This window comes from Novosphingobium bradum (assembly GCF_042646485.1).
In the GTDB taxonomy this organism is placed as follows: Bacteria; Pseudomonadota; Alphaproteobacteria; order Sphingomonadales; family Sphingomonadaceae; genus Novosphingobium; species Novosphingobium bradum.
The window spans coordinates 24,884-45,045 of sequence record NZ_JBHRTQ010000007.1; the positions used below are offsets into that span (position 1 = coordinate 24,884).

The 20,162-nt window shown below is 70.9% G+C and carries 19 protein-coding genes; 8 read left to right on the forward strand and 11 right to left on the reverse strand.

The features are described from left to right. Positions 1-9: 9 nt before the first annotated feature. Positions 10-1,416: a protein adenylyltransferase SelO family protein gene (locus ACFOD9_RS06020; RefSeq protein WP_379509190.1), complete on the reverse strand. Its 1,407-nt coding sequence runs from the start codon at positions 1,414-1,416 to the stop codon at positions 10-12. A gap of 74 nt (positions 1,417-1,490) precedes the next feature. Between ACFOD9_RS06020 and ACFOD9_RS06025 the strand changes: the two genes are divergently transcribed. The 5 genes from ACFOD9_RS06025 to ACFOD9_RS06045 all read left to right on the forward strand — a co-directional run bounded on the left by ACFOD9_RS06025 (position 1,491) and on the right by ACFOD9_RS06045 (position 7,285). After that, positions 1,491-2,351, forward strand: a complete 861-nt coding sequence (locus ACFOD9_RS06025; RefSeq protein WP_379509191.1) for an alpha/beta fold hydrolase — start codon at positions 1,491-1,493, stop codon at positions 2,349-2,351. Between the two features lie 29 nt (positions 2,352-2,380). Beyond that, positions 2,381-3,520: a glycosyltransferase gene (locus tag ACFOD9_RS06030; protein ID WP_379509192.1), complete on the forward strand. Its 1,140-nt coding sequence runs from the start codon at positions 2,381-2,383 to the stop codon at positions 3,518-3,520. Positions 3,521-3,645: 125 nt separating this feature from the next. Beyond that, a complete protein-coding gene (locus ACFOD9_RS06035; protein ID WP_379509193.1) occupies positions 3,646-4,482 on the forward strand; it encodes a tetratricopeptide repeat protein in 837 nt (278 codons plus the stop codon). A 22-nt stretch (positions 4,483-4,504) separates the two neighbouring features. Further along, positions 4,505-5,863 (forward strand): outer membrane protein assembly factor BamB family protein, encoded by a 1,359-nt coding sequence (locus tag ACFOD9_RS06040; protein WP_379509194.1) that lies wholly within the window; start codon positions 4,505-4,507, stop codon positions 5,861-5,863. Between the two features lie 90 nt (positions 5,864-5,953). Next, positions 5,954-7,285, forward strand: a complete 1,332-nt coding sequence (locus ACFOD9_RS06045; RefSeq protein ID WP_379509195.1) for a methyltransferase family protein — start codon at positions 5,954-5,956, stop codon at positions 7,283-7,285. 181 nt (positions 7,286-7,466) lie between these two features. On the opposite strand, the gene ACFOD9_RS06050 is transcribed toward ACFOD9_RS06045, so the two are convergent. The 3 genes from ACFOD9_RS06050 to ACFOD9_RS06060 are packed head-to-tail and all read right to left on the reverse strand — an operon-like array spanning position 7,467 to position 9,961. Beyond that, complete coding sequence (locus tag ACFOD9_RS06050; protein ID WP_379509947.1) at positions 7,467-7,793, reverse strand: DUF2322 family protein; 327 nt, start codon at positions 7,791-7,793, stop codon at positions 7,467-7,469. 17 nt (positions 7,794-7,810) lie between these two features. Continuing rightward, positions 7,811-9,181: a glutamate--cysteine ligase gene (locus tag ACFOD9_RS06055; RefSeq protein ID WP_379509196.1), complete on the reverse strand. Its 1,371-nt coding sequence runs from the start codon at positions 9,179-9,181 to the stop codon at positions 7,811-7,813. Between the two features lie 39 nt (positions 9,182-9,220). Next, positions 9,221-9,961 (reverse strand): 16S rRNA (uracil(1498)-N(3))-methyltransferase, encoded by a 741-nt coding sequence (locus ACFOD9_RS06060; RefSeq protein ID WP_379509197.1) that lies wholly within the window; start codon positions 9,959-9,961, stop codon positions 9,221-9,223. 66 nt (positions 9,962-10,027) lie between these two features. Here ACFOD9_RS06060 and ubiA point away from each other — a divergent pair, with 66 nt between their 5' ends. Next, on the forward strand, positions 10,028-10,945 hold the full coding sequence (gene ubiA, locus ACFOD9_RS06065; protein ID WP_379509198.1) for a 4-hydroxybenzoate octaprenyltransferase: 918 nt from the start codon (positions 10,028-10,030) through the stop codon (positions 10,943-10,945). Between the two features lie 24 nt (positions 10,946-10,969). On the opposite strand, the gene ACFOD9_RS06070 is transcribed toward ubiA, so the two are convergent. The 7 genes from ACFOD9_RS06070 to ACFOD9_RS06100 all read right to left on the reverse strand — a co-directional run bounded on the left by ACFOD9_RS06070 (position 10,970) and on the right by ACFOD9_RS06100 (position 17,312). Then, positions 10,970-12,196 carry an adenosylmethionine--8-amino-7-oxononanoate transaminase gene (locus ACFOD9_RS06070; protein ID WP_379509199.1) on the reverse strand — a complete coding sequence of 409 codons (1,227 nt, stop codon included), beginning with the start codon at positions 12,194-12,196 and terminating at the stop codon, positions 10,970-10,972. Continuing rightward, on the reverse strand, positions 12,193-12,864 hold the full coding sequence (gene bioD / locus ACFOD9_RS06075) for a dethiobiotin synthase (RefSeq protein WP_379509200.1): 672 nt from the start codon (positions 12,862-12,864) through the stop codon (positions 12,193-12,195). Before bioD ends, ACFOD9_RS06070 begins: the two co-directional genes overlap by 4 nt. After that, positions 12,861-13,649 (reverse strand): methyltransferase, encoded by a 789-nt coding sequence (locus ACFOD9_RS06080; RefSeq protein ID WP_379509201.1) that lies wholly within the window; start codon positions 13,647-13,649, stop codon positions 12,861-12,863. Before ACFOD9_RS06080 ends, bioD begins: the two co-directional genes overlap by 4 nt. Next, the gene (locus tag ACFOD9_RS06085; RefSeq protein WP_379509202.1) at positions 13,646-14,269 is read right to left on the reverse strand and encodes an alpha/beta fold hydrolase; all 624 of its coding nucleotides are present in this window, start codon (positions 14,267-14,269) and stop codon (positions 13,646-13,648) included. Before ACFOD9_RS06085 ends, ACFOD9_RS06080 begins: the two co-directional genes overlap by 4 nt. After that, positions 14,266-15,438 carry an aminotransferase class I/II-fold pyridoxal phosphate-dependent enzyme gene (locus ACFOD9_RS06090; RefSeq protein WP_379509203.1) on the reverse strand — a complete coding sequence of 391 codons (1,173 nt, stop codon included), beginning with the start codon at positions 15,436-15,438 and terminating at the stop codon, positions 14,266-14,268. The genes ACFOD9_RS06085 and ACFOD9_RS06090 overlap by 4 nt, the downstream gene beginning before the upstream one ends. Before the next feature lie 11 nt (positions 15,439-15,449). Next, positions 15,450-16,520 carry a biotin synthase BioB gene (bioB, locus tag ACFOD9_RS06095; protein ID WP_379509204.1) on the reverse strand — a complete coding sequence of 357 codons (1,071 nt, stop codon included), beginning with the start codon at positions 16,518-16,520 and terminating at the stop codon, positions 15,450-15,452. A 147-nt stretch (positions 16,521-16,667) separates the two neighbouring features. Next, complete coding sequence (locus ACFOD9_RS06100) at positions 16,668-17,312, reverse strand: TetR/AcrR family transcriptional regulator (RefSeq protein ID WP_379509205.1); 645 nt, start codon at positions 17,310-17,312, stop codon at positions 16,668-16,670. Between the two features lie 158 nt (positions 17,313-17,470). Here ACFOD9_RS06100 and ACFOD9_RS06105 point away from each other — a divergent pair, with 158 nt between their 5' ends. Beyond that, positions 17,471-18,934: an efflux transporter outer membrane subunit gene (locus tag ACFOD9_RS06105; RefSeq protein ID WP_379509206.1), complete on the forward strand. Its 1,464-nt coding sequence runs from the start codon at positions 17,471-17,473 to the stop codon at positions 18,932-18,934. Next, positions 18,927-20,090 (forward strand): efflux RND transporter periplasmic adaptor subunit, encoded by a 1,164-nt coding sequence (locus tag ACFOD9_RS06110; protein WP_379509207.1) that lies wholly within the window; start codon positions 18,927-18,929, stop codon positions 20,088-20,090. The genes ACFOD9_RS06105 and ACFOD9_RS06110 overlap by 8 nt, the downstream gene beginning before the upstream one ends. Positions 20,091-20,162: the final 72 nt, after the last annotated feature.

The window sequence follows — 20,162 nt, forward strand, 5'->3', positions numbered from 1 at the left end:
CAAAGGGGCTTAAAGGTGCCCCGCCGGCATCGGCGGCTCGCCCAGCGCCGCGCCCAGCCGGCGGATGGCGGCAACATGGGCGTGAAGCGGCGCCCAGTCGTCGCGCTGGTCGATCGCGGCCCACAGGTCTTCCACCACGTCGATATGGTTGGTGGGCGGGCCGGCCTCGGCCCACAGCGGATCATCGGTCGCGCCGGGCAGGGGCGTGCGGGCGGCGAGCATCCGGCCAAAGCCGTCGTCCGGCGCGGCCCGCCCGCCGCGATGGCGAAAGTGCAGGATGTCGGGCGAAAGGCCGGCGGCCACCATGTGCTCCTGCGCGGCCACCACCAGGGCGAGGTCGGCCTCCTCCTCGTGCCCCGCGATCCCCAGCCGCCAGCAGAACCGCCGCGCCAGGGCCGCGCGGTAAAGCGGGGCGAAGCGCTCCAGCGCGGCGATCAGCGGCGGCGCTTCGGCCAGCGCGCGCAGCGCCACGGCCAGCTGCCCGCAGTTCCACTGGATCGCCTGCGGCTGGCGGCCATAGGCATAGAGCCCCGAATGGTCGAAATAGGCGGCGGTGAACTGGGGATCGTGGCGGGGCAGCCAGCGCCACGGGCCATAGTCGAAGCTCTCGCCGGTCACGTTCATGTTGTCGGTGTTGAGCACGCCGTGGACGAAGCCGGCCACCATGTAGGCGGCGGCCATGTCGGCCAGCCGCTCCACTACCTGGTGCAGCAGGATCACCGCCGGCTCCTCGCGGCCCGGCGCATCGGCGGGCGGGGGCGGGCCGGGGTAGAGGCGCAGGCAATAGCCAACCAGCTCGGCCATGTGTTCCGGCTCGTCCAGCGCGAGCAGGCGCTGGAACGAGCCGATCCGGATATGCCCGTGGGAGAGCCGCACCAGCACGGCCGAGCGGGTGGGCGAGGGTTCGTCGCCGCGCTCCAGCGCCTCGCCGGTCTCGATCACCGAGAAGGTCTTGCTGGTATTGGTGCCCAGCGCTTCGAGCAGTTCGGTAGCGAGGATTTCGCGCATGGCGCCCTTCAGGGTCAGCCGCCCGTCGCCGAACCGCGACCACGGGGTCTGACCCGATCCCTTGGTCCCGAAATCGAGCAGTCGCCCGTCACTGCCGCGCAGCTGCGCGTAGAGGAAGCCCCGGCCATCGCCGATCTCGGGATTGTAGGCCTGGAACTGGTGGCCGTGATAGCGCAGGGCCAGCGGCTCGGGCAGGTTGTCGGGCAGGGGGGCGAAGCGGGCGAAGCGGTCGATCCATGCCCCGTCCGTCAGCCCGCCCAGCCCGACCGCCGGCGCCCAGCGGTCGTTGCGGAAGCGCAGGATCGCCTGGGGGAAGGGCGCGGGTCGCACCGGGTCGGCCAGCCAGGGGGCGAGCGCAAGGATCTGCGGATCGGGGCGATAGTCGCCGGCTTGCGGTTCGGTGCACATCGGGCAATAGTGCGGGCTCGTGAACCGGGGCGCAAGGTCGCCGACGCCCCAACCGAGGGAAGCCAACAGGCGAAATGACCGCATTCGAGGACCGTCACTGGACCAGCCCCGATGGGCTGCGCCTCCATTATCGCGCCTATGGCGAGGCCCAGCCGGGCCGCGCCCCGGCGTTGTGCCTGCCCGGGCTGACCCGCAATGCCCGCGATTTCGAGGATCTCGCGCCGCGCCTGGCGCAAGCCCGCCAGGTGCTGTGCCCCGATATGCGCGGGCGGGGCGATAGCGCCTATGCGAAGGATTCGGCCACCTACAACCCGCTCCAATATGTCGAGGATGTCGAGGCGCTGCTGGCCGAAGCCGGGATCGAACGGTTCGTCGCGGTGGGCACCTCGCTCGGCGGGCTGGTCACCATGCTGCTGGCGCTGCGCGATCCGCGCCGGCTGGCCGGGGCCGTGCTCAACGATGTCGGCCCGGTGATCGAGGCCGAAGGGCTGGCCCGCATCCGCGGCTATGTCGGCACCGGGCGCAGCTTTCCCACCTGGATGCACGCGGCCCGCGCGCTCGAGGAAACCCACGCCGCCGCCTATCCCGGCTTCATGGCAACCGACTGGTTGCGGATGGCCAAGCGGATGATGGCCGTGGGCCAGAACGGGCGCATCGCCTTCGACTATGACATGAAGATCGCCGAGCCCTTCTCCCAGCCCGGCGGCGAGGCCGGGGTCGATCTGTGGCCCGCCTTCGCGGCCCTGGCCGGCCGGCCGGTGCTGGTGCTGCGCGGCGAACTGTCCGACCTGCTCTCGGCGGAAACGGCGGCGGAAATGGCCCGGCGGATGCCCGAGGCCGAGGTGGTCACGGTCGTCGGGCGCGGCCATGCCCCCACGCTCGACGAGCCGGAAGCGGCCGCCGCGATCGAGCGCCTGCTCGACCGCTGCGGCTGATCGGCGCGCGCGTGGCCGGGCCGGCGCCCTTGCGCGTCCTCCATCTGCATTCCGGCTTCGATGCCGGCGGCAAGGAACTGCGCGCGGTCCGGCTGATGAACCTGTTCGGTCCCGCGCTCGATCATGCCGTGGTGTCCGCCCAGCCCGGCGCCTTCGGCGCGGCGGCGGCGGTCGATCCGGGGATCAGCGTGGCCTATCCGGCCGATTTTCCCGCGCTTGCCGGGCCGCCGCGCCCGGGGCGCCTGCTCGCCCTGGCCCGGGCCATGGCCGGCCACGACCTGGTGCTCACCTACAATTGGGGGGCGATGGACGCGGTCATGGCCCACACCCTGTTCGGACAGCGGCTTGGGCTGCCCCCGCTGGTCCACCACGAGGATGGCTTCAACGAGGACGAGGCCGAGCGGCTCAAGCCGCTACGCAACTGGTATCGCCGGATCGGCCTTGGCCGCGCCGCCGGGCTGATCGTGCCCTCCGCGCGGCTCGAACGGATCGCGCTGGAGGTGTGGCACCAGCCGCGCTGGCGGGTGCGGCGCATCGCCAACGGCATTCCCACTGACGCCTATGCCGGGGAAGGCGCCGCTGCCCCGCGCCCCGATGCCCTGCCGCGCGTGATCAAGCGCCCGGGCGAGCGCTGGCTGGGCACGCTCGCCGGCCTGCGCGCGGTCAAGAACCTGCCGCGCCTGGTCCGCGCCTTTTCCGCCCTGCCCGATGACTGGCACCTGGTCATCCTGGGCGAGGGGCCGGAGCGCGAGGCGATCCGCGCGGCGGCGATCGCGCTGGAGATCGGCCACCGCGTCCACCTGCCCGGCTTCGTCGCCGATCCCGCCGCCGTGCTTGGCCTGTTTGATCTGTTCGCGCTCTCGTCCGACAGTGAGCAGTTCCCGATCTCGGTGGTGGAAGCGATGGCCGCCGGCCTGGCCGTGGCCTCGCCCGCCGTGGGCGACGTGGCCACCATGGTCGCGCCCGAAAACGCGCCGTTCATCGTCGCGCCGGGCCGGGACGATGCGCTGGCCGATGCGCTCCTCGCCCTTGCCGCCGATCCGGCCATGCGCGGCCGGATCGGCGCGGCCAACCGGGCCAAGGCCCGCGCCGAATATGACGAACAGGCCATGCTCGCCGCCTATGCCCGCGCCTATGCCCACGCCCTGGGGCGAGCGGCGTTCCCCTGAGGCACAGTTGTGCCCGGCATTCAGGCGGGCTTCACCACGATTGCCGTTGAAAAGCACCCGCCATCCGCTAAGAACCCGGCAACCTCGCAACTTACCGCGCCAGTCCTCACAGAAAGCCTGCGAACTTGGTCCTGCGTCCGCACAGCAACCGTCCCCGCACCCCGGTCCCCGCCGGCGCTCCTGCCGCTCCCGGCGGCGCCCAGGGCGCCCCCCAGGGCGAGGGCTTCCTGCGCGAGGTGGACGATGCCCTGCGCGAACAGGAAATGCTCGATGCCTTCCGGCGCTACGGCAAGCTGGCCGCCTCCGCGATCGTGCTGTTCCTGGTGGTCCTGGCCGGCTACCTGTGGTGGGAACACGCGCAGACCGCCAAGGCCGGCGAACGCGGCGAACAGCTCACCCTGGCGCTCGATCAGGTGGAAGCCGGCAAGCTCGATGCCGCCCGCGCCGATCTTGCCAGGCTGGCCGATGGCAAGGACGGGGTCAGCGCCGCCGCCCAGATGCTGGCAGCGGGCATTCTCGTCGAACAGAACAAGGTGCCGCAAGCGAAGCAGGCCTTCGCCGCCGTCGCCGCCGATGATAAGGCGCCCCAGCCCTACCGCGATCTCGCCGCGATCCGCGAGATTGCGCTCGGCTTCGATGCCCTGCCGGCCGATCAGGTCGTCGCCCGGCTGAAGCCGCTGGCGGTCCCGGGCAAGCCCTTCTTCGGCAATGCCGGCGAACTGCTGGGCGTCGCCTACATGAAGCAGAACCGCACCGATCTGGCCGGCCCCCTGTTCGCCGCGATCGCGCGTGACAAGACCGTGCCCGAAACCCTGCGTCGCCGCGCCCGCCAGATGGCGGGCCTGCTCGGGGTCGATGCGGTCGATGATGTGAACGCCGCCGCCAATGGCCAGACGGGCGGTGCCGTGGCTCCGGCCCCGGCGCCCGAACAAGCCCCCGCTGCCGCCGCACCGGCCCGCTGAGCGGCCAGGAGAGATGCCCCGCATGACCACCCTTTCGCTCCGTCGCCCCACCGCCTCCGGTGCCGCCGCCGCCCTGCTCTGGGCCGCGCCGGTTGCCCTTGCCCTCGCGCTTTCGGCCTGCGGCGGCAAGAAGGGGCCGACCACGCCCACGCTGGGCAATCGCGTGCCCATCCTCTCGCGCGTGGAAAGCGGCGCCAAGGTCGATCCGGCGCTGAACCAGGTCGCGGTCATCGTCCCCCCGGCGATCGACAATGCCGATTGGCCCCAGGCCGGCAACACGCCGGGCAAGTCCTATGGCAACCTCGGTCTCGCCGATGCGCCGGTCCGCGCGTGGAGCGCCGGGGTCACCGGCTCCAGCAAGCGCCAGCGCCTTGCCGCCTCGCCGGTGATCGGCGGGGGCCGGCTCTTCGTGATGGATACCGATGGCGTGGTCCATGCCTTCGATGCCGCCAGCGGCCGGGCGCAGTGGACCCAGGCCTTCCGCATCAAGGGCGATAGCGCGGCCGCGGTCTTCGGCGGCGGCGCCAGCTTCGATGGCGACAAGCTCTATGTCACCACCGGCCTTGGCGAAGTCGCCGCGCTCGAAGCGGCCAGCGGCAAGCTGCTGTGGCGGGTCAAGCCCGCCGGTCCGCTGCGCGGCTCGCCCACCGTGGCCTTCAACGCGGTTTACGCGATGACCCAGGACAACCAGGTCCTGGCCCTCAACGCCCAGGATGGCTCGGTCCTGTGGAACGTCTCGGCCTCCACTGGCCAGTCCGGCGTGTTCGGCGTCGCCGCCCCGGCCGTGGGCCAGGGCACCCTGGTTGCCGGTTTCTCCACCGGCGAACTGGTCGCCTATCGCTATGAAAACGGCCGCACGCTGTGGTCTGATGCCCTTGCGCGCACTTCGCTGTCCACCTCGGTCGGCGTGCTCACCGATATCGACGCCGATCCGATCATCGATCGCGGCCAGGTCTTCGCTCTGGGCCAGGGCGGGCGCATGGCCGCCTATGAACTGGTCACCGGCCAGCGCATCTGGGAATTGAACCTGGCCGGCATTTCCACCCCGGCCATCGCGGGTGAGTGGATCTTCACCCTGACCGACGATGGCAAGCTGATCTGCCTGGCGCGCGCCACCGGCCGCGCCCGCTGGTCCACCCAGCTTCCCCGTTTCGAGAACGAAAAGAAGAAGAAGAACGCGATCTTCTGGACCGGCCCGGTGCTTGCCGGCAACCGCCTGTGGATCGCCAACAGCCGGGGCGAGGTCCTATCGGCCGCGGTGGAAGATGGCTCGGTGCGGCCATCCACCCGCCTGGGCAAGGGCGTGAGCCTGGCCCCGGTGGTCGCTGGCCGCACGCTCTACGTGCTGGATGACGGCGGCAAGATCAGCGCCTTCCGCTAAGGGCGCGACCACGCCAACCGGAACGGGGAGGGGGCAAGGGGCCGCCTCCCTTTCACCCTTTCCTCACCCTTGCGCGCTAATCCGGCGGGCATGACCGCGCCCTCGCGCCCCCCAAGCGACGTTTCCGCCGGCGTCGGCCTTGCCGGCCTCGTGGGGCTGTTCGCGTGGCTGGCGGTTTGCCGCGCCTGGCCGGCCATCGCCTTCCACCTCGGCCTCGCCACCCCGCTCGAACCGCTCTCCGGCCCCACTGCCGCGCTGGCCGCCGTGCTGTTTTCCGGCCTTGCCATGGCCCTCTGGTCGGTGCTGGTCGACAAGGTCCACCGCCGCCCCTCCACCGGGATCGACTGGACCAGGCCCCGCCCGCTCGATGAAGTCATCGATATTTCCATCACCAAGATCGCCGGCCTGTGGGCCACCTGGGCGGTCATCGGCTTCGCCTATTGCGTGGCGCGCTGGTACTGGCAGGGCCAATATGTCTTCGCCATGGAGGTGCTGGGCGCCGCCATGCTGCCGCTGTTCGTCCTCTCGGTGCCCTATGTGCTGTGGCTCGATCGGGTGCTGGTCGATCCACGCGATGGCGCCTGGCACTTCGGCGCCATGCTGATCGGGCGCGAGGCCTGCGATCCCGAACAGGTCAGGATTCACTGGCGCGCCTGGGCGGTGAAGGGCTTCTTCTGCGCCTTCATGATCTCGATCCTCCCGCCTGGCTGGGCCGAACTCACCCGGCTCGACTGGGCGGAGGTCTTCGCCAGCCCCTTTGCCATGACCCATTGGCTCACCGAACTGTTGTTCCTGGTCGATGTCCAGATCGCCATGGTCGGCTACCTGCTGACGTGCAAACCCCTCGATGCCCAGATCCGCAGCGCCAATCCCCACCTTGCCGGCTGGGTGGCCGCGCTGGTCTGCTATCCGCCGTTCATCCTGATGGGGCCGGGCAGCCCGCTCGATTACCATTATGGCACGGCCGACTGGTCGGTCTGGCTGGCGGGCTGGCCCGCGCCGCTGCTGTGGCTGTGGGGGGGGGTGCTGGTGGCGCTGACCGCCGTCTATGCCTGGGCGACGGTGGCCTTCGGCCTGCGCTTCTCCAACCTCACCTGGCGCGGTACGCTGACCAACGGCCCATACCGCTGGACCCGCCACCCCGCCTACCTGTCGAAGAACCTGTTCTGGTGGCTTTCCACCCTGCCGTTCCTGGTAACCACCCACAACGTCAACGATGCGGTCCGCAACACCGCGATCATGGCTCTGGTCAGCGCGGTCTATTTCTGGCGGGCGAAAACCGAGGAAGCCCACCTCCTGGCCGAAGACCCGAAATACCGCGAATACCACGCGTGGATGGAACAGGCACCAACGCTGACTCGGGCGCTTGGCCGGTTGCTCGGCGCGGCACGGCGGCGCCCGGCGCTGCAACCAGCGGAGTAAGTTCCGCACGATCCTCCCCATTTTCACGAAGTGCAAATGGGGAGGGGGACCGCGACGGCGCAGCCGTCGTGGTGGAGGGGCAGGACGGTGCGATTGCCCCTCCGTCAGCCGCCTGACGGCGCCTGCCACCTCCCCATTTGTGCCTGCGGCAAATATGGAGAGGAACGGGACGGCGTGGGCTTCAGCGCACCACCGCGATTTCCAGCGCCGGACCGCCGGCCACGATCGCCAGCAACAGGTCGACATTCGGATGCGCCCCCGGCCGGGCACGCGCATCGGCGGTGTGTTCGGCAAAAATGGCCAGGCCATGCTCGGCGGCCGTTCGGTCCACCGTGCCGAAGGCCTGCGCGAGATAGGCGTAGACCGCCAGCGAGCCCTGCTTGCCCGGCTGGTTGGGAATGCTCGCCACCACGCTGCCGCCCGCATCGATCAGGTCGATCCGCGCCACCCCGTCAATTGGCGGCAGGAGCCGGAGATTGTCCGCGAAGGCGGCGCCCGGTTGAATCATCGCCGTCATGTCGTGCCTCAGAAATGCTCGTCGTAGACCCGCGCCAGATCGCCGCCCCAGGCGCCGCCCAACTTGTCGAGCAGCACTTGCGCCGGAACCTTGCCGCTCGCCACCACGTCATCGAGCGGGCCGAGGAACCCGGCCTCGTTGTCACCCACCGCGTTGAGCTGGCCGCGCGCGTTCAGGCCTTGCCGGGCGATCGCCAGCACTTGCCCGGCAATGTCGCGCAGGGTTCCACCGCCCGGTATGGGCGCATCCAGCCCCAGCTTCGGCACCGAAGCGCGCAGCGCCTCGCGCCCGGCCATGTCCCAGTCCTTGACCAGGTTCCAGGCCGCATCGAGCGCGCCCTGGTCATAGAGCAGGCCCACCCACAGCGCGGGCAGCGCGCAGATCCGGTTCCACGGGCCGCCATCGGCCCCGCGCATTTCAAGGAAGCTCTTGAGCCGCACTTCGGGAAAGGCGGTGGACAGGTGGTCGATCCAGTCCGATTCCAGCGGCTTCTCGCCTGGCAGGGCCGGCAACCGGCCATCGAGGAAATCGCGGAAAGACTGCCCGGCGGCGTCGATGTAGCGCCCCTCGCGGAACACGAAATACATCGGCACGTCGAGCATATAGTCGACATAGCGCTCGTAGCCGAAGCCGTCCTCGAACACGAAGGGCAGCATCCCCGTGCGGTGCGGGTCGGTGTCCGACCAGATGTGGCTGCGATAGGAAAGGAACCCGTTGGGCTTGCCTTCGGTGAACGGCGAATTGGCGAACAGGGCGGTGGCCAGCGGTTGCAGGGCCAGGCTGGTGCGGAACTTCTGCACCATGTCGGCCTCGCTGCCATAGTCGAGGTTGACCTGGATCGTGCAGGTGCGGAGCATCATGTCGAGACCCATGGTCCCCACGCGCGGCATATGGCGCAGCATGATGTCGTAGCGGCCCTTGGGCATCACCGGCAGCTCGTCGCGGCGCTTGTCGGGCCACATCCCCAGGCCCAGGTAGCCCAGCCCCAGCCTGTCGCCGATCTGCTTGACCTGTTGCAGGTGCCGTCCGGTTTCGGCGCAGGTCTGGTGCAGGTTTTCCAGTGGCGCGCCCGAAAGCTCCAGCTGGCCGGCCGGCTCCAGGCTCACCGTGCCATCGGCCCCGCCCATGGCGATGACCTTGCCGCCCTCCTCGATCGGCTCCCAGCCGAATTCGCGCAGCGAGAGCAGCAGGTCGCGGATGCCGCCCGGCTCGTCATAGCTGGGCGCGCGGAAATCGGCGGTGCGGTAGACCAGCTTCTCGTGCTCGGTGCCGATCCGCCAGGCCGCGCGCGGCTTTTCGCCGGCGGCCATGGGCGCAACCAGCTGGTCGCGGGATTCGATCACCGGATCGTTCTTGTCGGAGGCCTGCCGGGTGGACATGGCGGGCCAGTTAGGTGAGCGGCGCGCCGCGCGCCACCATTATTTCCAGTCTCCGGCCGCCGCCATCCATAGCGCCGTCCCGGCGATGGCCGCGGTTTCGCCGCGCAGCACGCGCGGACCCAGCGAGATCGGCACCGCCTGGGGCAGGGCGCGGATCGCCGCGCGCTCGGCCTCGTCGAACCCGCCTTCCGGGCCGGTCAGCAGCGCCGCCGGGCCGGAATGGGCGGCGAAGGCTGCCATCGCCGGCTCGCCCCCGGTCTCGTCGGCAAAGAACAGGGTGCGGTGCGGGTTCCAGTCCCTGAGCAGGACATCCAGCTTCACCACCAGGTCCAGTTCGGGCAGGGCGGTGCGCGCGCATTGCTCGGCCGCTTCCACCACGATGGTCCGCGCCCGCTCGCCATTGAGCTTGTCGGCCACGCAGCGCCGGGTGATCACCGGCTGGATCCGCCCCACGCCCAGTTCGGTGGCCTTTTCCAGCACCAGGTCAAACCGGTCCTTCTTGAGCAGGGCGGGGACCAGCAGGAAATCGGGCACCGCCTCGCGCATCCGGCTGTGCAGCTCGGGCACCACCACCACCTCGCGCTTGCCCGCCTCGCTGACCCGGCAGGCCCATTCGCCGGTCAGGTCGTCGCACAGGATCACCGCATCGCCCACCGCGATCCGCATCACCCGGACAAGGTAATGGGCCTGCGCCCCTTCGATCAGCACGGGCACGCCGTCCGTCAGCGGCACGTGGACGAACAGGCGCGGGGCAGACCGGGGCGGCCAGGCGGGGGTCATGGGGTGATGGTGGGCAGACATCGCTCCAGCCTAGCCGATGACGCGCCGGCCCGCTATGCCGCGCCGATGCGCCCCGAGCCTGCCTCCGCCCAGATCGTTCCCGATAGCGAGCATCGCGGACTGGTGGCGCGCCTGCCGCAGGTTCCGCGCGATCTTGCCCAACTGGCCCGGCTGGATCGGCCGATCGGCTGGTGGCTGCTGTTCTGGCCCTGCGCCTGGGGTGTGCTGCTCGCCGGCGGCGAAGGGCGCTGGAGCCTGATCGCCTGGCTGCTGGTCGGCGCCGTGGCCATGCGCGGGGCGGGCTGCGTCTACAACGATCTGGTCGATGCCGATCTCGACCGGCAGGTGGCGCGCACCGCCGCCCGTCCGGTGGCATCTGGCCGGATCGGCCAGCGCATGGCCTGGGCCTGGCTGGTGTTCCTGTGTTGCATCGGCCTTGCAGTGCTGTTGCAGTTGCGGCCCGCCGCGCAGGCCGTGGCGCTGGGATCGGTCCTGCCGGTGGCCGCCTATCCCTTCATGAAGCGCCTGACCTGGTGGCCCCAGGCCTGGCTCGGCATGGTCTTCTCGTGGGGCGCGCTGGTCGGCTGGGTGGAACTGCGCGGCGATTATCTTGCTGTTCTGGCAGCGCTTTATGCCGGATCGATCTGCTGGGTGATCGGCTACGACACGATCTACGCCCTCCAGGACCGCGAGGACGATGCCCTGGTCGGCATCCGCTCCAGCGCCCGGGCGATGGGCGCCCATGTCACAGGCGGGGTCGCCGCCTTCTATCTTGCCGCCATCGCCTTGTGGTCATTGGCTTTCTGGCTGCTGCGGCCCGACGGCGTGGCGCTGCTGGCGCTGGTTCCCATGGCGGGCCACCTGGTCTGGCAGGTCGCCACGCTGAAGCCCGATGATGCCGACAACGCCCTTGCCCGGTTCCGCGCCAACCGCCTTGCCGGCCTGCTCATGGCCCTGGCCTGCTGGGTGGTGGGCAACGCCTGATTTCTCCCATTCCCGTTGGGTTATCTAAAACTGTGAAATCACTGCGTAAACCGCGTCGAGCGCGGCCTCGTCCACGCAATAGGGCGGCATCACATAGACCGTGTTGCCCAGCGGACGCAGGAGAACCCCGGCCTCGCGCGCGGTGGCCATCAGGCGCGGGGCCATGTCGGCGAGATAGCCGGCCTGACCGGGCAGGTCGGCCGCCGCGATGGTCCCGCAAAGGCGCGGATTTTCGACGTTTTCCAGCCCTTCCAGCCGCCTGGCCTGGCGGGCGGTCAGGGTGGCGATCCGCTCCAGCACCGGCTCCTCGCGCCAGATAGCCAGGTTGGCATTGGCCGCCGCGCAGGCGATCGGGTTGGCGGTGTAGCTGGAGGAATGGAAGAACATCCGCGAACGATCGGCCGAATAATGCGCGGCCCAGATCGCCTCGCTGGCCATGGTCACCGCCAGCGGGATCGCCCCGCCGGTCAGCCCCTTGGACAGGCACAGCAGATCGGGCACGATGCCGGCCTGCTCGCAGGCCAGCAGGGTGCCGGTGCGGCCCCAGGCGGTCATCACCTCGTCGGCGATGAACAGCACCCCGTGGGCCGTGCAGATCGCGCGCATCTGCGCCAGCACGGAGGGCGAATAGACCAGCATCCCGCCCGCGCCGAGCACCAGCGGCTCCACGATGAAGGCCGCTGCGCCGGCCCGGCAAGCCACTTCCAGCGCATCGAGCGTGGCCTGTTCGCGGCCCTCGGCGGGGAAGGGCACCGTGGCCACATCGAACAGCAGCGGCTCGTAGGCCTGGTTGAACACCCCGCGCGCGCCGACCGACATCGCCCCGATGGTATCGCCGTGGTAGGAATGCTCCATCACCACGATCCGGTGACGATCGACGCCGATGTTGCGCCAGTAGCCCAGCGCCATCTTGAGCGCGACTTCCACGCTGGTGGAGCCGGAATCGGAGAAGAACACCCGCGTCAGCGCCTCGGGCAGAAGCGCGCGCAGGCCCGCCGCAAGCCTTTCGGCCGGTTCGTGGGTCCAGCCGGCGAAGATCAGCTGGTCGAGCCGCTGCGCCTGTTCGGCAATCGCGGCCATGATCTTGGGGTGGCAATGGCCGTGGGTGGTCACCCACCACGAGGAGATCGCATCGATCCACCGCCGCCCGTCCGTGCCGAACAGGAAGGCGCCTTCAGCCCGCTCGATCAGCGGGATCGGTTCGGCCAGGCCGTGCTGGGTGAAGGGATGCCAGATGGCTGAGGTGGTCATGCGATGTCCTCCCCGAGGAAATCCTGGGGCCGGAAGGCTGCGGCGAAGGCTGCGGCCAGCGCGGCGGGGGTGATGGCGGGCAGGATCGGCAGCCGCCCGAGCCGTTTCGCCTGACCCATGGCGCAGATCGTGGCCTCGTTGTCGGCATTGGCCTCGCCCACGAAGGCCACGCCCAGCACGGGCACGCCGCGCGCCCGCAGCGCCTCCAGGCTGAGCAGGGTGTGGTTGATCGTGCCAAGGCCGGTGCGCGCCACGACCACGACCGGCGCCTGCCAGCGGGCGAACTGATCGGCATAGAGCCAGTCGCGCGTCAGCGGGACCAGCACGCCGCCCGCCCCTTCGACCACCAGCGGCCCATCGCCCCGCGGCCCATCTTCCTGCGGGAGGGCGAGGCGGGCGGGATCGATCGCCACGCCATCAAGCTCGGCGGCACGGTGGGGCGAGAGCGGCTGGGTGAGCCGATAGGCCTCGGGATGGATGCGGTGGGCGGGGATGCCGGCGAGGCGCGCCACGCGCAAGGAATCGCTCCCGCCCTCGTCGTCCGGCCCCGACTGGACCGGCTTCCAGTAGCGCGCGCCCAGCGCGCCGGCGAGGGCTGCGGCAAAGACGGTCTTTCCGACCCCGGTATCGGTTCCGGTGACGATCAGGGTGCGGGCGGGCGCGGTCATGATTCCTCCCGCACCAGCACGCAACTGGCCACTTCGTAGGTCGCCATGGCTCCGGCTTTCTCGAACCGGGCCATGGCCCGGCGCAGGGCGCCCGGTGCCAGGGGCTGGTGGCCCGGCGCGGCCGTTCCGGCGCCGATCGCCTTCAGCCCGTGGAGGAAGGCGCGGGCCGACCCCTGCGGCTCGGTGATGGTCTGGAGCATGATCTCGCGGCGCAGGCCGGGCGGCACCATCGCGGACAGGGTCATGACATCCGGAAAGGCCGGGGTTCCGGCGACAAGGCCCAGCCCGGCATGGGCTTCGTGCCATTCGGCGAAAGTGCCGTCGGCCAGGGTGGTGAAGGCGAGGACCCCGCCCGGCGCCAGCCAGCCGGCGAGGCGCGCGAGGGCGCAGGCCAGGTCGTCGAACCACTGGAAGGCGAGGCTGGCGGTGATGAGATCGAAGGGGGCTTCGGGCGGCTGCTCGCCATGTTCGCCGTCGAGCACGCGAAAGGTGCGGCCGGGCGCCTCGCCGATCCGCGCGCGGCAGCGCTCGACCATCGGGCGGGCAAGATCGGTGACCAGCAGCGAGCCGCCGGCGAGGTGGCGGACCAGTTGCGCGGTGAGGAAGCCGGTGCCGCAGCCGATTTCCAGCACGCGGGGACGGCGGGGCAGGGCGCAGGCGCCGATCCGCAGGGCCAGCCGCTCGGCCACCTGGTGCTGGACGCGGGCATGGCGGTCGTATTCCCCGGCCGCGGCAAAGGCGGCGCCGATCCGGGCACGGCGGGCAAGGCTTTCGGTGGCGCTCATCGCAGGCTTTCCGCCAGGGCGGCGATAGCCCGGGCGCAGGCCTCGGGCGCGGTCAGCGGGAGGAGATGGCCGTGGCCGGGCAGCACGTGGCGCCGGGCGTCGGGCCGGTCGGCAAAACAGGCCGCGCGGTGCCCGGCCGAGACGATCGGATCCTCGGCCCCTTCCAGCAGCACCAGCGGCCCGGCCCAGCACCCGCGCCCGTCGCCATCGCGCAGCAGGGCCAGATCGGCGTGCAGGCGGGCGGGATCGGCAATCGGCGGGCCGGCATCGGCGCCGCAGGTTTCGCGGAAGGTGCCGACGACGGCAGCGGGCGCGGCGTCCAGCCTGGCCAGCATCCGGTCGATCACCCGCAGCGGCACGCCGGCGGGAAAATCGGCCCCGGCGGCGAAGCGGTCGAACCCGTTGAGGGCGAGCAGGGCGCGGCAGCCCGCCGGCGGCGCGGCCAGCGCGCGCAGGGTGCCGAGGCTGTGGGTGACGGCAAGATCGGCCGGCCCCGCCGTGGCCGGGGTGCCGAAATAGCCGCGATTATCGGCCTCGCAGTCGTGGCCGGGCAGCAGCGGGATCACCGCATCCCAGATGCTCCGGTCAAACCCCCAGCCGTGGAACAGGGCGATCTTCATGGTGCGCGCCCGGCGGCGCTGGCGGCGGGCAGGGCGGCGAGCAGGGCGTCGATGTCGGCGGCGGAATGGGTGGCGCGCAGGGCCAGGCGCAGGCGGCTGGTGCCGGCGGGAACTGTGGGCGGGCGGATCGCGGCGGCCAGCATTCCGTGCGCGGCCAGCCGCTCGGCCAGGGCCAGGGCATCGGCCTCGCCGCCGACCAGCGCGGGGACAATCTGGGTGGAGGAACCGGCGCAAGCGAACCCCTGCGCGGCCAGGCCCGCGCGCAGGCGATCGCCAAGGGCGGCCAGGTGGGCGCGCTCGGCATCCATTGCCGGCACCAGATCGAGCGCGGCGTCGATCGCACCCAGCACGGCTGGTGGCGGGGCGGTGGAGAAGATGAAGCCCGAGGCGGCGTTGACCAGCCAGTCACGCAAGGCCGCCGATCCCGCGATATAGGCGCCGAAGCCGCCGAACGCCTTGGAGAAGGTGCCCATCACCACGTCGACACCGGCCACCCCGGCGCACAGGCCCGCGCCCCGATCGCCCAGGACGCCCGTGGCATGGGCCTCGTCGACCATCAGCATGGCGTCGTGCTGGCGGGCGAGCTGGGCGAGGGCGGCCACGTCGGCCCGGTCGCCGTCCATCGAATAGACGCTTTCGACCACGATCAGCCGGGCCGGGGTCGCCTGGCCATGGCGTTCGAGAAGTTCGGCAAGGTGGGTGAGATCGTTGTGGCGGAAGCGGTGCTGGCGGACCCCGGCCAGGCCGGCGTGCATCGAGGCATGGACCAGCCGGTCGGTGAAGACCGCCGCGCCGGGCAGGGCGGCCAGCAGGGCGGGCAGCACGGCGGCATTGGCCTGCCAGCCCGAGGCGAACAGGAGCGCGGCCTCGGTGCCCTTGAACGCGGCGATCCGCGCCTCCACGGCAAGGTGCGCGTCGCCGGTGCCGGTGACCAGCCGCGAGGCACCCGCGCCCGCGCCCAGCCGCTGCGCCCATTCGCCGGCGCGCTCGGCCAGCAGCGGATGGCTGGCGAGGCCGAGATAGTCGTTGCTGGAAAAATCGACGAGCGCCCGGCCATCGCGGACGATCCGCCCGCCCGGGGCCAGCGCTGCCGGCTTCAGTTCGCGCCAGCGCCCGCGCGAACGGACGGCGGCAAGAGCCTCCGCCAGCCGGTCATCGAAGGTGGCCATGCGCTCCGGCGTCAGGCGCAGCCGCAGCCGCTGCCGCAGGAGCCGGCGCGCAGCGGTTCCGGACCGGACAGCGGCTTGAGGCCGAGCCGGGCGAACATGGCCGCATCGGCATCGTCGCCGGCATTGGGCGTGGTCAACAGCTTGTCGCCGGTGAACATCGAATTTGCACCGGCCAGGAAGCACAGGGCCTGGGTCGCCTCGCTCATCGATTCGCGGCCCGCCGAGAGGCGCACCATCGAGAGCGGCATGGTGATCCGGGCGACCGCCACGGTGCGGACGAATTCGATGTCGTCGATCTTGGCCAGCGGGGTATCGGCCAGCATATCGCCCAGCACCGTGCCCTTGACCGGGACCAGCGCGTTGACCGGTACGCTTTCGGGATGCTGCGCCATGGTGGCGAGCGCGTGGACGAAGCCGACCCGGTCCTCGCGGCTTTCGCCCATGCCCACGATCCCGCCGGTGCAGACGTTGATCCCGGCGGCGCGCACATTGGCGATGGTTTCCAGCCGGTCTTCAAAGGTGCGGGTGGTGATCACCTCGGCATAGCGTTCGGGCGCGGTGTCGATGTTGTGGTTGTAATAATCAAGCCCGGCCTCGGCGAGCTGTTCGGCCTGGCCCGGGGTGAGCATCCCCAGGGTCATGCAGGTTTCCAGGCCCATGGCGCGCACGCCCTTCACGATCTCGACGATCGCGGGCATATCGCGCTCCTTGGGATTGCGCCAGGCGGCGCCCATGCAGAAGCGCTGGCTGCCGTTGTCCTTGGCCTGGGCGGCGTTCTGGAGCACTTCGCGCACGTCCATCAGCTTGGTGGCCTTCACGCCCGCCTCGGCGGAGGAGGACTGGGCGCAATAGCCGCAATCCTCGGGGCAGCCGCCGGTCTTGATCGAGAGCAGGGTGGCCAGTTGCACTTCGCCCGCGGCCTGGTGGGCGCGGTGGACCTCGGCGGCGCGGAACACCAGTTCGGTGAAGGGCAGGTCGAACAGGGCCGCGATTTCGGCGCGGGTCCAGTCGGTCCGCACGGGCGGCAAGGCGGGAGCCTGGGGTGCGGACGCGGGGCGGGCGAGGGTTTCGGTGGTGGTCATGGCGCTGGCTTGTCCAATAGTGTGCGGCGCGCCGGCGCGCTGCCGCATCTCGAGCGCTCCCTTGCCCAATTTCCTCGCCGGAGCAAGGGCCGGGCGGTGAATCGCCGTCATCGGGGAGGGGCCGGGCGGCGAATCGCGGGGATCGGCTCAGGCGTAGGCGCGCAGGAACACCTCGAGCGCGGCGCGGGCATCGGCCTCGGCCTGGCTGGCTTCAAGCACCGGAATGACCCCGGCCAGCATCTTCACGTGCGAGCGGGCCATGCACAGGGCGGTGAGGAACTGGGCGGCATCGAACGGATCCGCCCGGCGCAGGTCGCCGCGCTCCATCGCCTGATCGAGAAATTCGCTCAGCAGCCGCTGAACGCCCAGCGGCGCACGCTCGTAGAAGATCCGGCCCACCTCGGGAAAGCGCACGACCTCGCCCATGACCAGCCGGTGCAGGGCGATGCCTTCGGGCAGGGTGAGCCGTTCGAGATAGCGCGAGCAGAAGCTGTGCAGGGCCACTTCCACCGGCTCGTCCGGGTTGAGCGCGAGGCTGAGTTGTTCGCGGAATTCTCGGGTGGCGCGTTCCAGCACGTCGCTGAACAGGAGTTCCTTCGACGCATAGTAGTTCCACAGCGTTCCCTTGGATCCGCCCAGGGCCGCGGCGATTCCCGACATGGTCGTTCCGGCATAGCCATGTTCGAGGAACGATTGCGTGGCGACATCGAGAATCGCCTCGCGGCGTTCCTCGCGCCGGGCTTCGCGCCGGGTCAGCGGCGGGCAACAGGGGGGGGCGGTCAGGCCATTCATCGCAACCGTACTATAGGGTACGGTTTGGCGGTTGACAATGACGGGCCGGCGTTGCATCTGCACAATCCATACCAACCAGTACACTTTTCATGGCAAGCACCGTCTCCCACCCTTCCCGATCAGCACTTTGCTCCCCATCGGCCCGGCGCGCGGGCGCCGTGGCGCTTGGCGCGGCGCTGCTGCTCGCGGGCTGCGCGGCCGTGCCCCGGCTTGGTCCCCGGCCGGAGCCGCTGGCCCCGGCGCAGGTGGCCGCCGCGCAGAGCCTGCCCGCCACGCCCGGCGCGCAATGGCCCACCGAAGGCTGGTGGCGCGCCTATGGCGATCCCCAGCTCGATGCCCTGATCGCCGAAGGGCTGGCCAAAGCGCCTGATGTCGCCGCGGCCCAGGCCCGGCTCGATCGCGCCGCGGCCCTGGCCCGCCAGGCCGGCGCGCCGCTGCTGCCGAAGGTCGATGTTCAGGGCCAGGCGGGCGAACAGCGCAACAGCACCAACATCGGCCTGCCCTCGACCTTCGCCAACCTGTTCCCGCATGGTTGGCAGGATGTCGGCCAGCTGTCGGTCAATCTCGGGTTCGATCTCGACCTGTGGGGCAAGAATCGCGCGGCCCTGGCGGCGGCCACCTCGGAACGGCGCGCTGCCGCGCTCGATGCCGAGCAGGCCCGGCTGGTGCTCGCCGTGGCGGTCACCTCGGCCTATGTCGATCTCGCCCGCCTCGAGGCCGAGCGCGAGGTGCGCGCCGGCCAACTCGAAACGGCCACCAGGGCGCGCCAGTTGCTCGGCCAGCGGCAGGCCAATGGCCTGGAAACGCGCGGCGGCGTCGCCGTGTCGGAAGCCGATCTCGCCGAGGCGCGGATCGCGCTCAGCTCGGCCGAGGAAGCCGTGGTCCTGCGCCGCAACCAGCTGGCCGCGCTGGTCGGCGCCGGCCCCGATCGTGGGCTGGCGATCACCCGCCCCCGGCTTGCCATTCCTGCGGCGCGCGGCGTTCCCGACGATGTGACCACCGATCTGGTCGGCCGTCGCCCCGATGTCGTCGCCGCGCGCGAACGGGTGGAAGCGGCGGCCAGCCGGATCAAGGTGGCGCGGGCCGATTTCTTCCCGGCCCTGCGCCTGTCGGCGATGTATGGCCTGCAAACGGTGGGGTTGGACCTGCTGTTTGACCGGAATTCGCAGACCGGGTTCGCCGGTCCGGCCTTCAGCCTGCCGATCTTCCACGGCGGCGAACTGGCCGGGCGCTATCGCGGCGCCCGGGCGGACTACGATGGGGCGGTTGCCGCCTACAACGGCGCGGTCCTCGCCGGCTACCGCGAGGCGGCCGACGCGCTGACCACCGCCCGCCTGGTCGGCCAGCGCCTGGCCGATGCCCGGATCGCGCGCGAAGCCGCCGAACTGGGCTTCCGCGAGATCAACCTGCGCTATCAGGGCGGGCTGGTCACCTATCTCGATGTCCTCCAGGTCCAGGACCGGCTGCTGCGCGCGCAGCTTGCCGTGGCCCTGCTCGAACAGGCCGCCCGCAATGCCGACGTGGGCCTGGTTCGCGCGCTGGGCGGCGGCTATGCGCCGGCCGGCGCCGCCGCCGCTTCTTCCGGCATGACCGCAAGCATGAAAGACGAAGTCCATGGCTGATGCCGCCGTTTCCGAGCCGATCGCAGCGAGCGCGGACAGCAGCGCCGATGAAGCGGCGTTCCGGCGAGCGGCGGCGCGCCGGCTGTGGCTGACCCGCCTGGCCATCGCCATCGCCGTGGTCGGTGCGCTGTGGACCGGATGGTACCTCCTGTTCGGCCGCAACCATGTCGGCACCGACAATGCCTATGTCAGCGCGGAAATGGCGCAGGTCACGCCGCAAATCTCCGCCACCGTGACCGAGGTCAGGGTCAGCGACACCCAGCCGGTCAAGCGCGGCGACGTGCTGGTGGTGCTCGATCCGGCCACGCCGCAGATCGCCTTGGCCCAGGCCGAGGCCGATCTCGCCGCCGCCCGCCGCCGCTTCCGTCAGGCCGAGGCCAGCGCCGGGGCCGCTTCGGCGCAGGTTGGCGCTTCGGATGCCGATATTGCCCGCGCCCGCGCCCAGGTCAGCTCGGCCCAGGCCGATTTCGACAAGGCCCGGACCGACTGGACCCGCCGCCAGGCGCTCGCCGCCAGCGGCGCCGTGTCCGGCGAGGAGCTGACCACGGCCCGCCGCGCCTTCGAATCGGCCCAGGCCGCCGTGGCCCAGGCCCGCGCCGGGCTTGACCAGGCCATTGCCGCCCAGCGCGCCGCCCAGGGCCAGTACCAGGCCAGCGTCGCGGTCGTCGCCGGATCGACCGAGGATACCGATCCGGCGGTGCGCGCGGCCATCGCCAGGGTCCAGCAGGCCCGGCTTGACGTCAACAACACCGTGATCCGCGCCCCGATGGACGGGGTGGTCACCCAGCGCAAGGTCCAGGTTGGCCAGCGCGTGGCCCAGGGCGCCTCGATCATGACCATCGTGCCGGTCGGCCAGCTCTACATCGACGCGAATTTCAAGGAACGCCAGTTGCGCCGGGTTCGCGTCGGGATGCCGGCCACGGTCACGGCCGATATCTATGGGGGGGATGTCGTCTATCACGGCCGCGTCGCGGGCATTTCCGGCGGCACCGGCTCGTCGATGGCGCTGATTCCGGCGCAGAACGCAACCGGCAACTGGATCAAGGTGGTCCAGCGCCTGCCGGTCCGCATCGCGCTCGACCCCCGGGAGCTGGCCGCGCACCCGCTGCGCGTGGGCCTGTCCACCGAGGTCGAGATCGACATTTCCTCCAACTAGGCCGGGACGATGGCGAACGCGGCCACGGCCCAGCCAGGCGAACCCGGATCAGGCCCGGCCCAGCCAGTGATG

What these genes read in the sequence shown, in the direction of transcription:
- ACFOD9_RS06020 (WP_379509190.1), bottom strand. Translation starts at nt 1,416, where the DNA reads ATGTGCACCGAACCGCAAGCCGGCGACTATCGCCCCGATCCGCAGATC.
- ACFOD9_RS06085 (WP_379509202.1), bottom strand. Translation starts at nt 14,269, where the DNA reads ATGAAGATCGCCCTGTTCCACGGCTGGGGGTTTGACCGGAGCATCTGG.
- ACFOD9_RS06040 (WP_379509194.1), top strand. Translation starts at nt 4,505, where the DNA reads ATGACCACCCTTTCGCTCCGTCGCCCCACCGCCTCCGGTGCCGCCGCC.
- ACFOD9_RS06025 (WP_379509191.1), top strand. Translation starts at nt 1,491, where the DNA reads ATGACCGCATTCGAGGACCGTCACTGGACCAGCCCCGATGGGCTGCGC.
- ACFOD9_RS06070 (WP_379509199.1), bottom strand. Translation starts at nt 12,196, where the DNA reads ATGACCACCTCAGCCATCTGGCATCCCTTCACCCAGCACGGCCTGGCC.
- bioB (WP_379509204.1), bottom strand. Translation starts at nt 16,520, where the DNA reads ATGACCACCACCGAAACCCTCGCCCGCCCCGCGTCCGCACCCCAGGCT.
- ACFOD9_RS06045 (WP_379509195.1), top strand. Translation starts at nt 5,954, where the DNA reads ATGACCGCGCCCTCGCGCCCCCCAAGCGACGTTTCCGCCGGCGTCGGC.
- ACFOD9_RS06060 (WP_379509197.1), bottom strand. Translation starts at nt 9,961, where the DNA reads ATGACCCCCGCCTGGCCGCCCCGGTCTGCCCCGCGCCTGTTCGTCCAC.
- ubiA (WP_379509198.1), top strand. Translation starts at nt 10,028, where the DNA reads ATGCGCCCCGAGCCTGCCTCCGCCCAGATCGTTCCCGATAGCGAGCAT.
- ACFOD9_RS06100 (WP_379509205.1), bottom strand. Translation starts at nt 17,312, where the DNA reads ATGAATGGCCTGACCGCCCCCCCCTGTTGCCCGCCGCTGACCCGGCGC.
- ACFOD9_RS06110 (WP_379509207.1), top strand. Translation starts at nt 18,927, where the DNA reads ATGGCTGATGCCGCCGTTTCCGAGCCGATCGCAGCGAGCGCGGACAGC.
- ACFOD9_RS06055 (WP_379509196.1), bottom strand. Translation starts at nt 9,181, where the DNA reads ATGTCCACCCGGCAGGCCTCCGACAAGAACGATCCGGTGATCGAATCC.
- bioD (WP_379509200.1), bottom strand. Translation starts at nt 12,864, where the DNA reads ATGACCGCGCCCGCCCGCACCCTGATCGTCACCGGAACCGATACCGGG.
- ACFOD9_RS06080 (WP_379509201.1), bottom strand. Translation starts at nt 13,649, where the DNA reads ATGAGCGCCACCGAAAGCCTTGCCCGCCGTGCCCGGATCGGCGCCGCC.
- ACFOD9_RS06090 (WP_379509203.1), bottom strand. Translation starts at nt 15,438, where the DNA reads ATGGCCACCTTCGATGACCGGCTGGCGGAGGCTCTTGCCGCCGTCCGT.
- ACFOD9_RS06050 (WP_379509947.1), bottom strand. Translation starts at nt 7,793, where the DNA reads ATGATTCAACCGGGCGCCGCCTTCGCGGACAATCTCCGGCTCCTGCCG.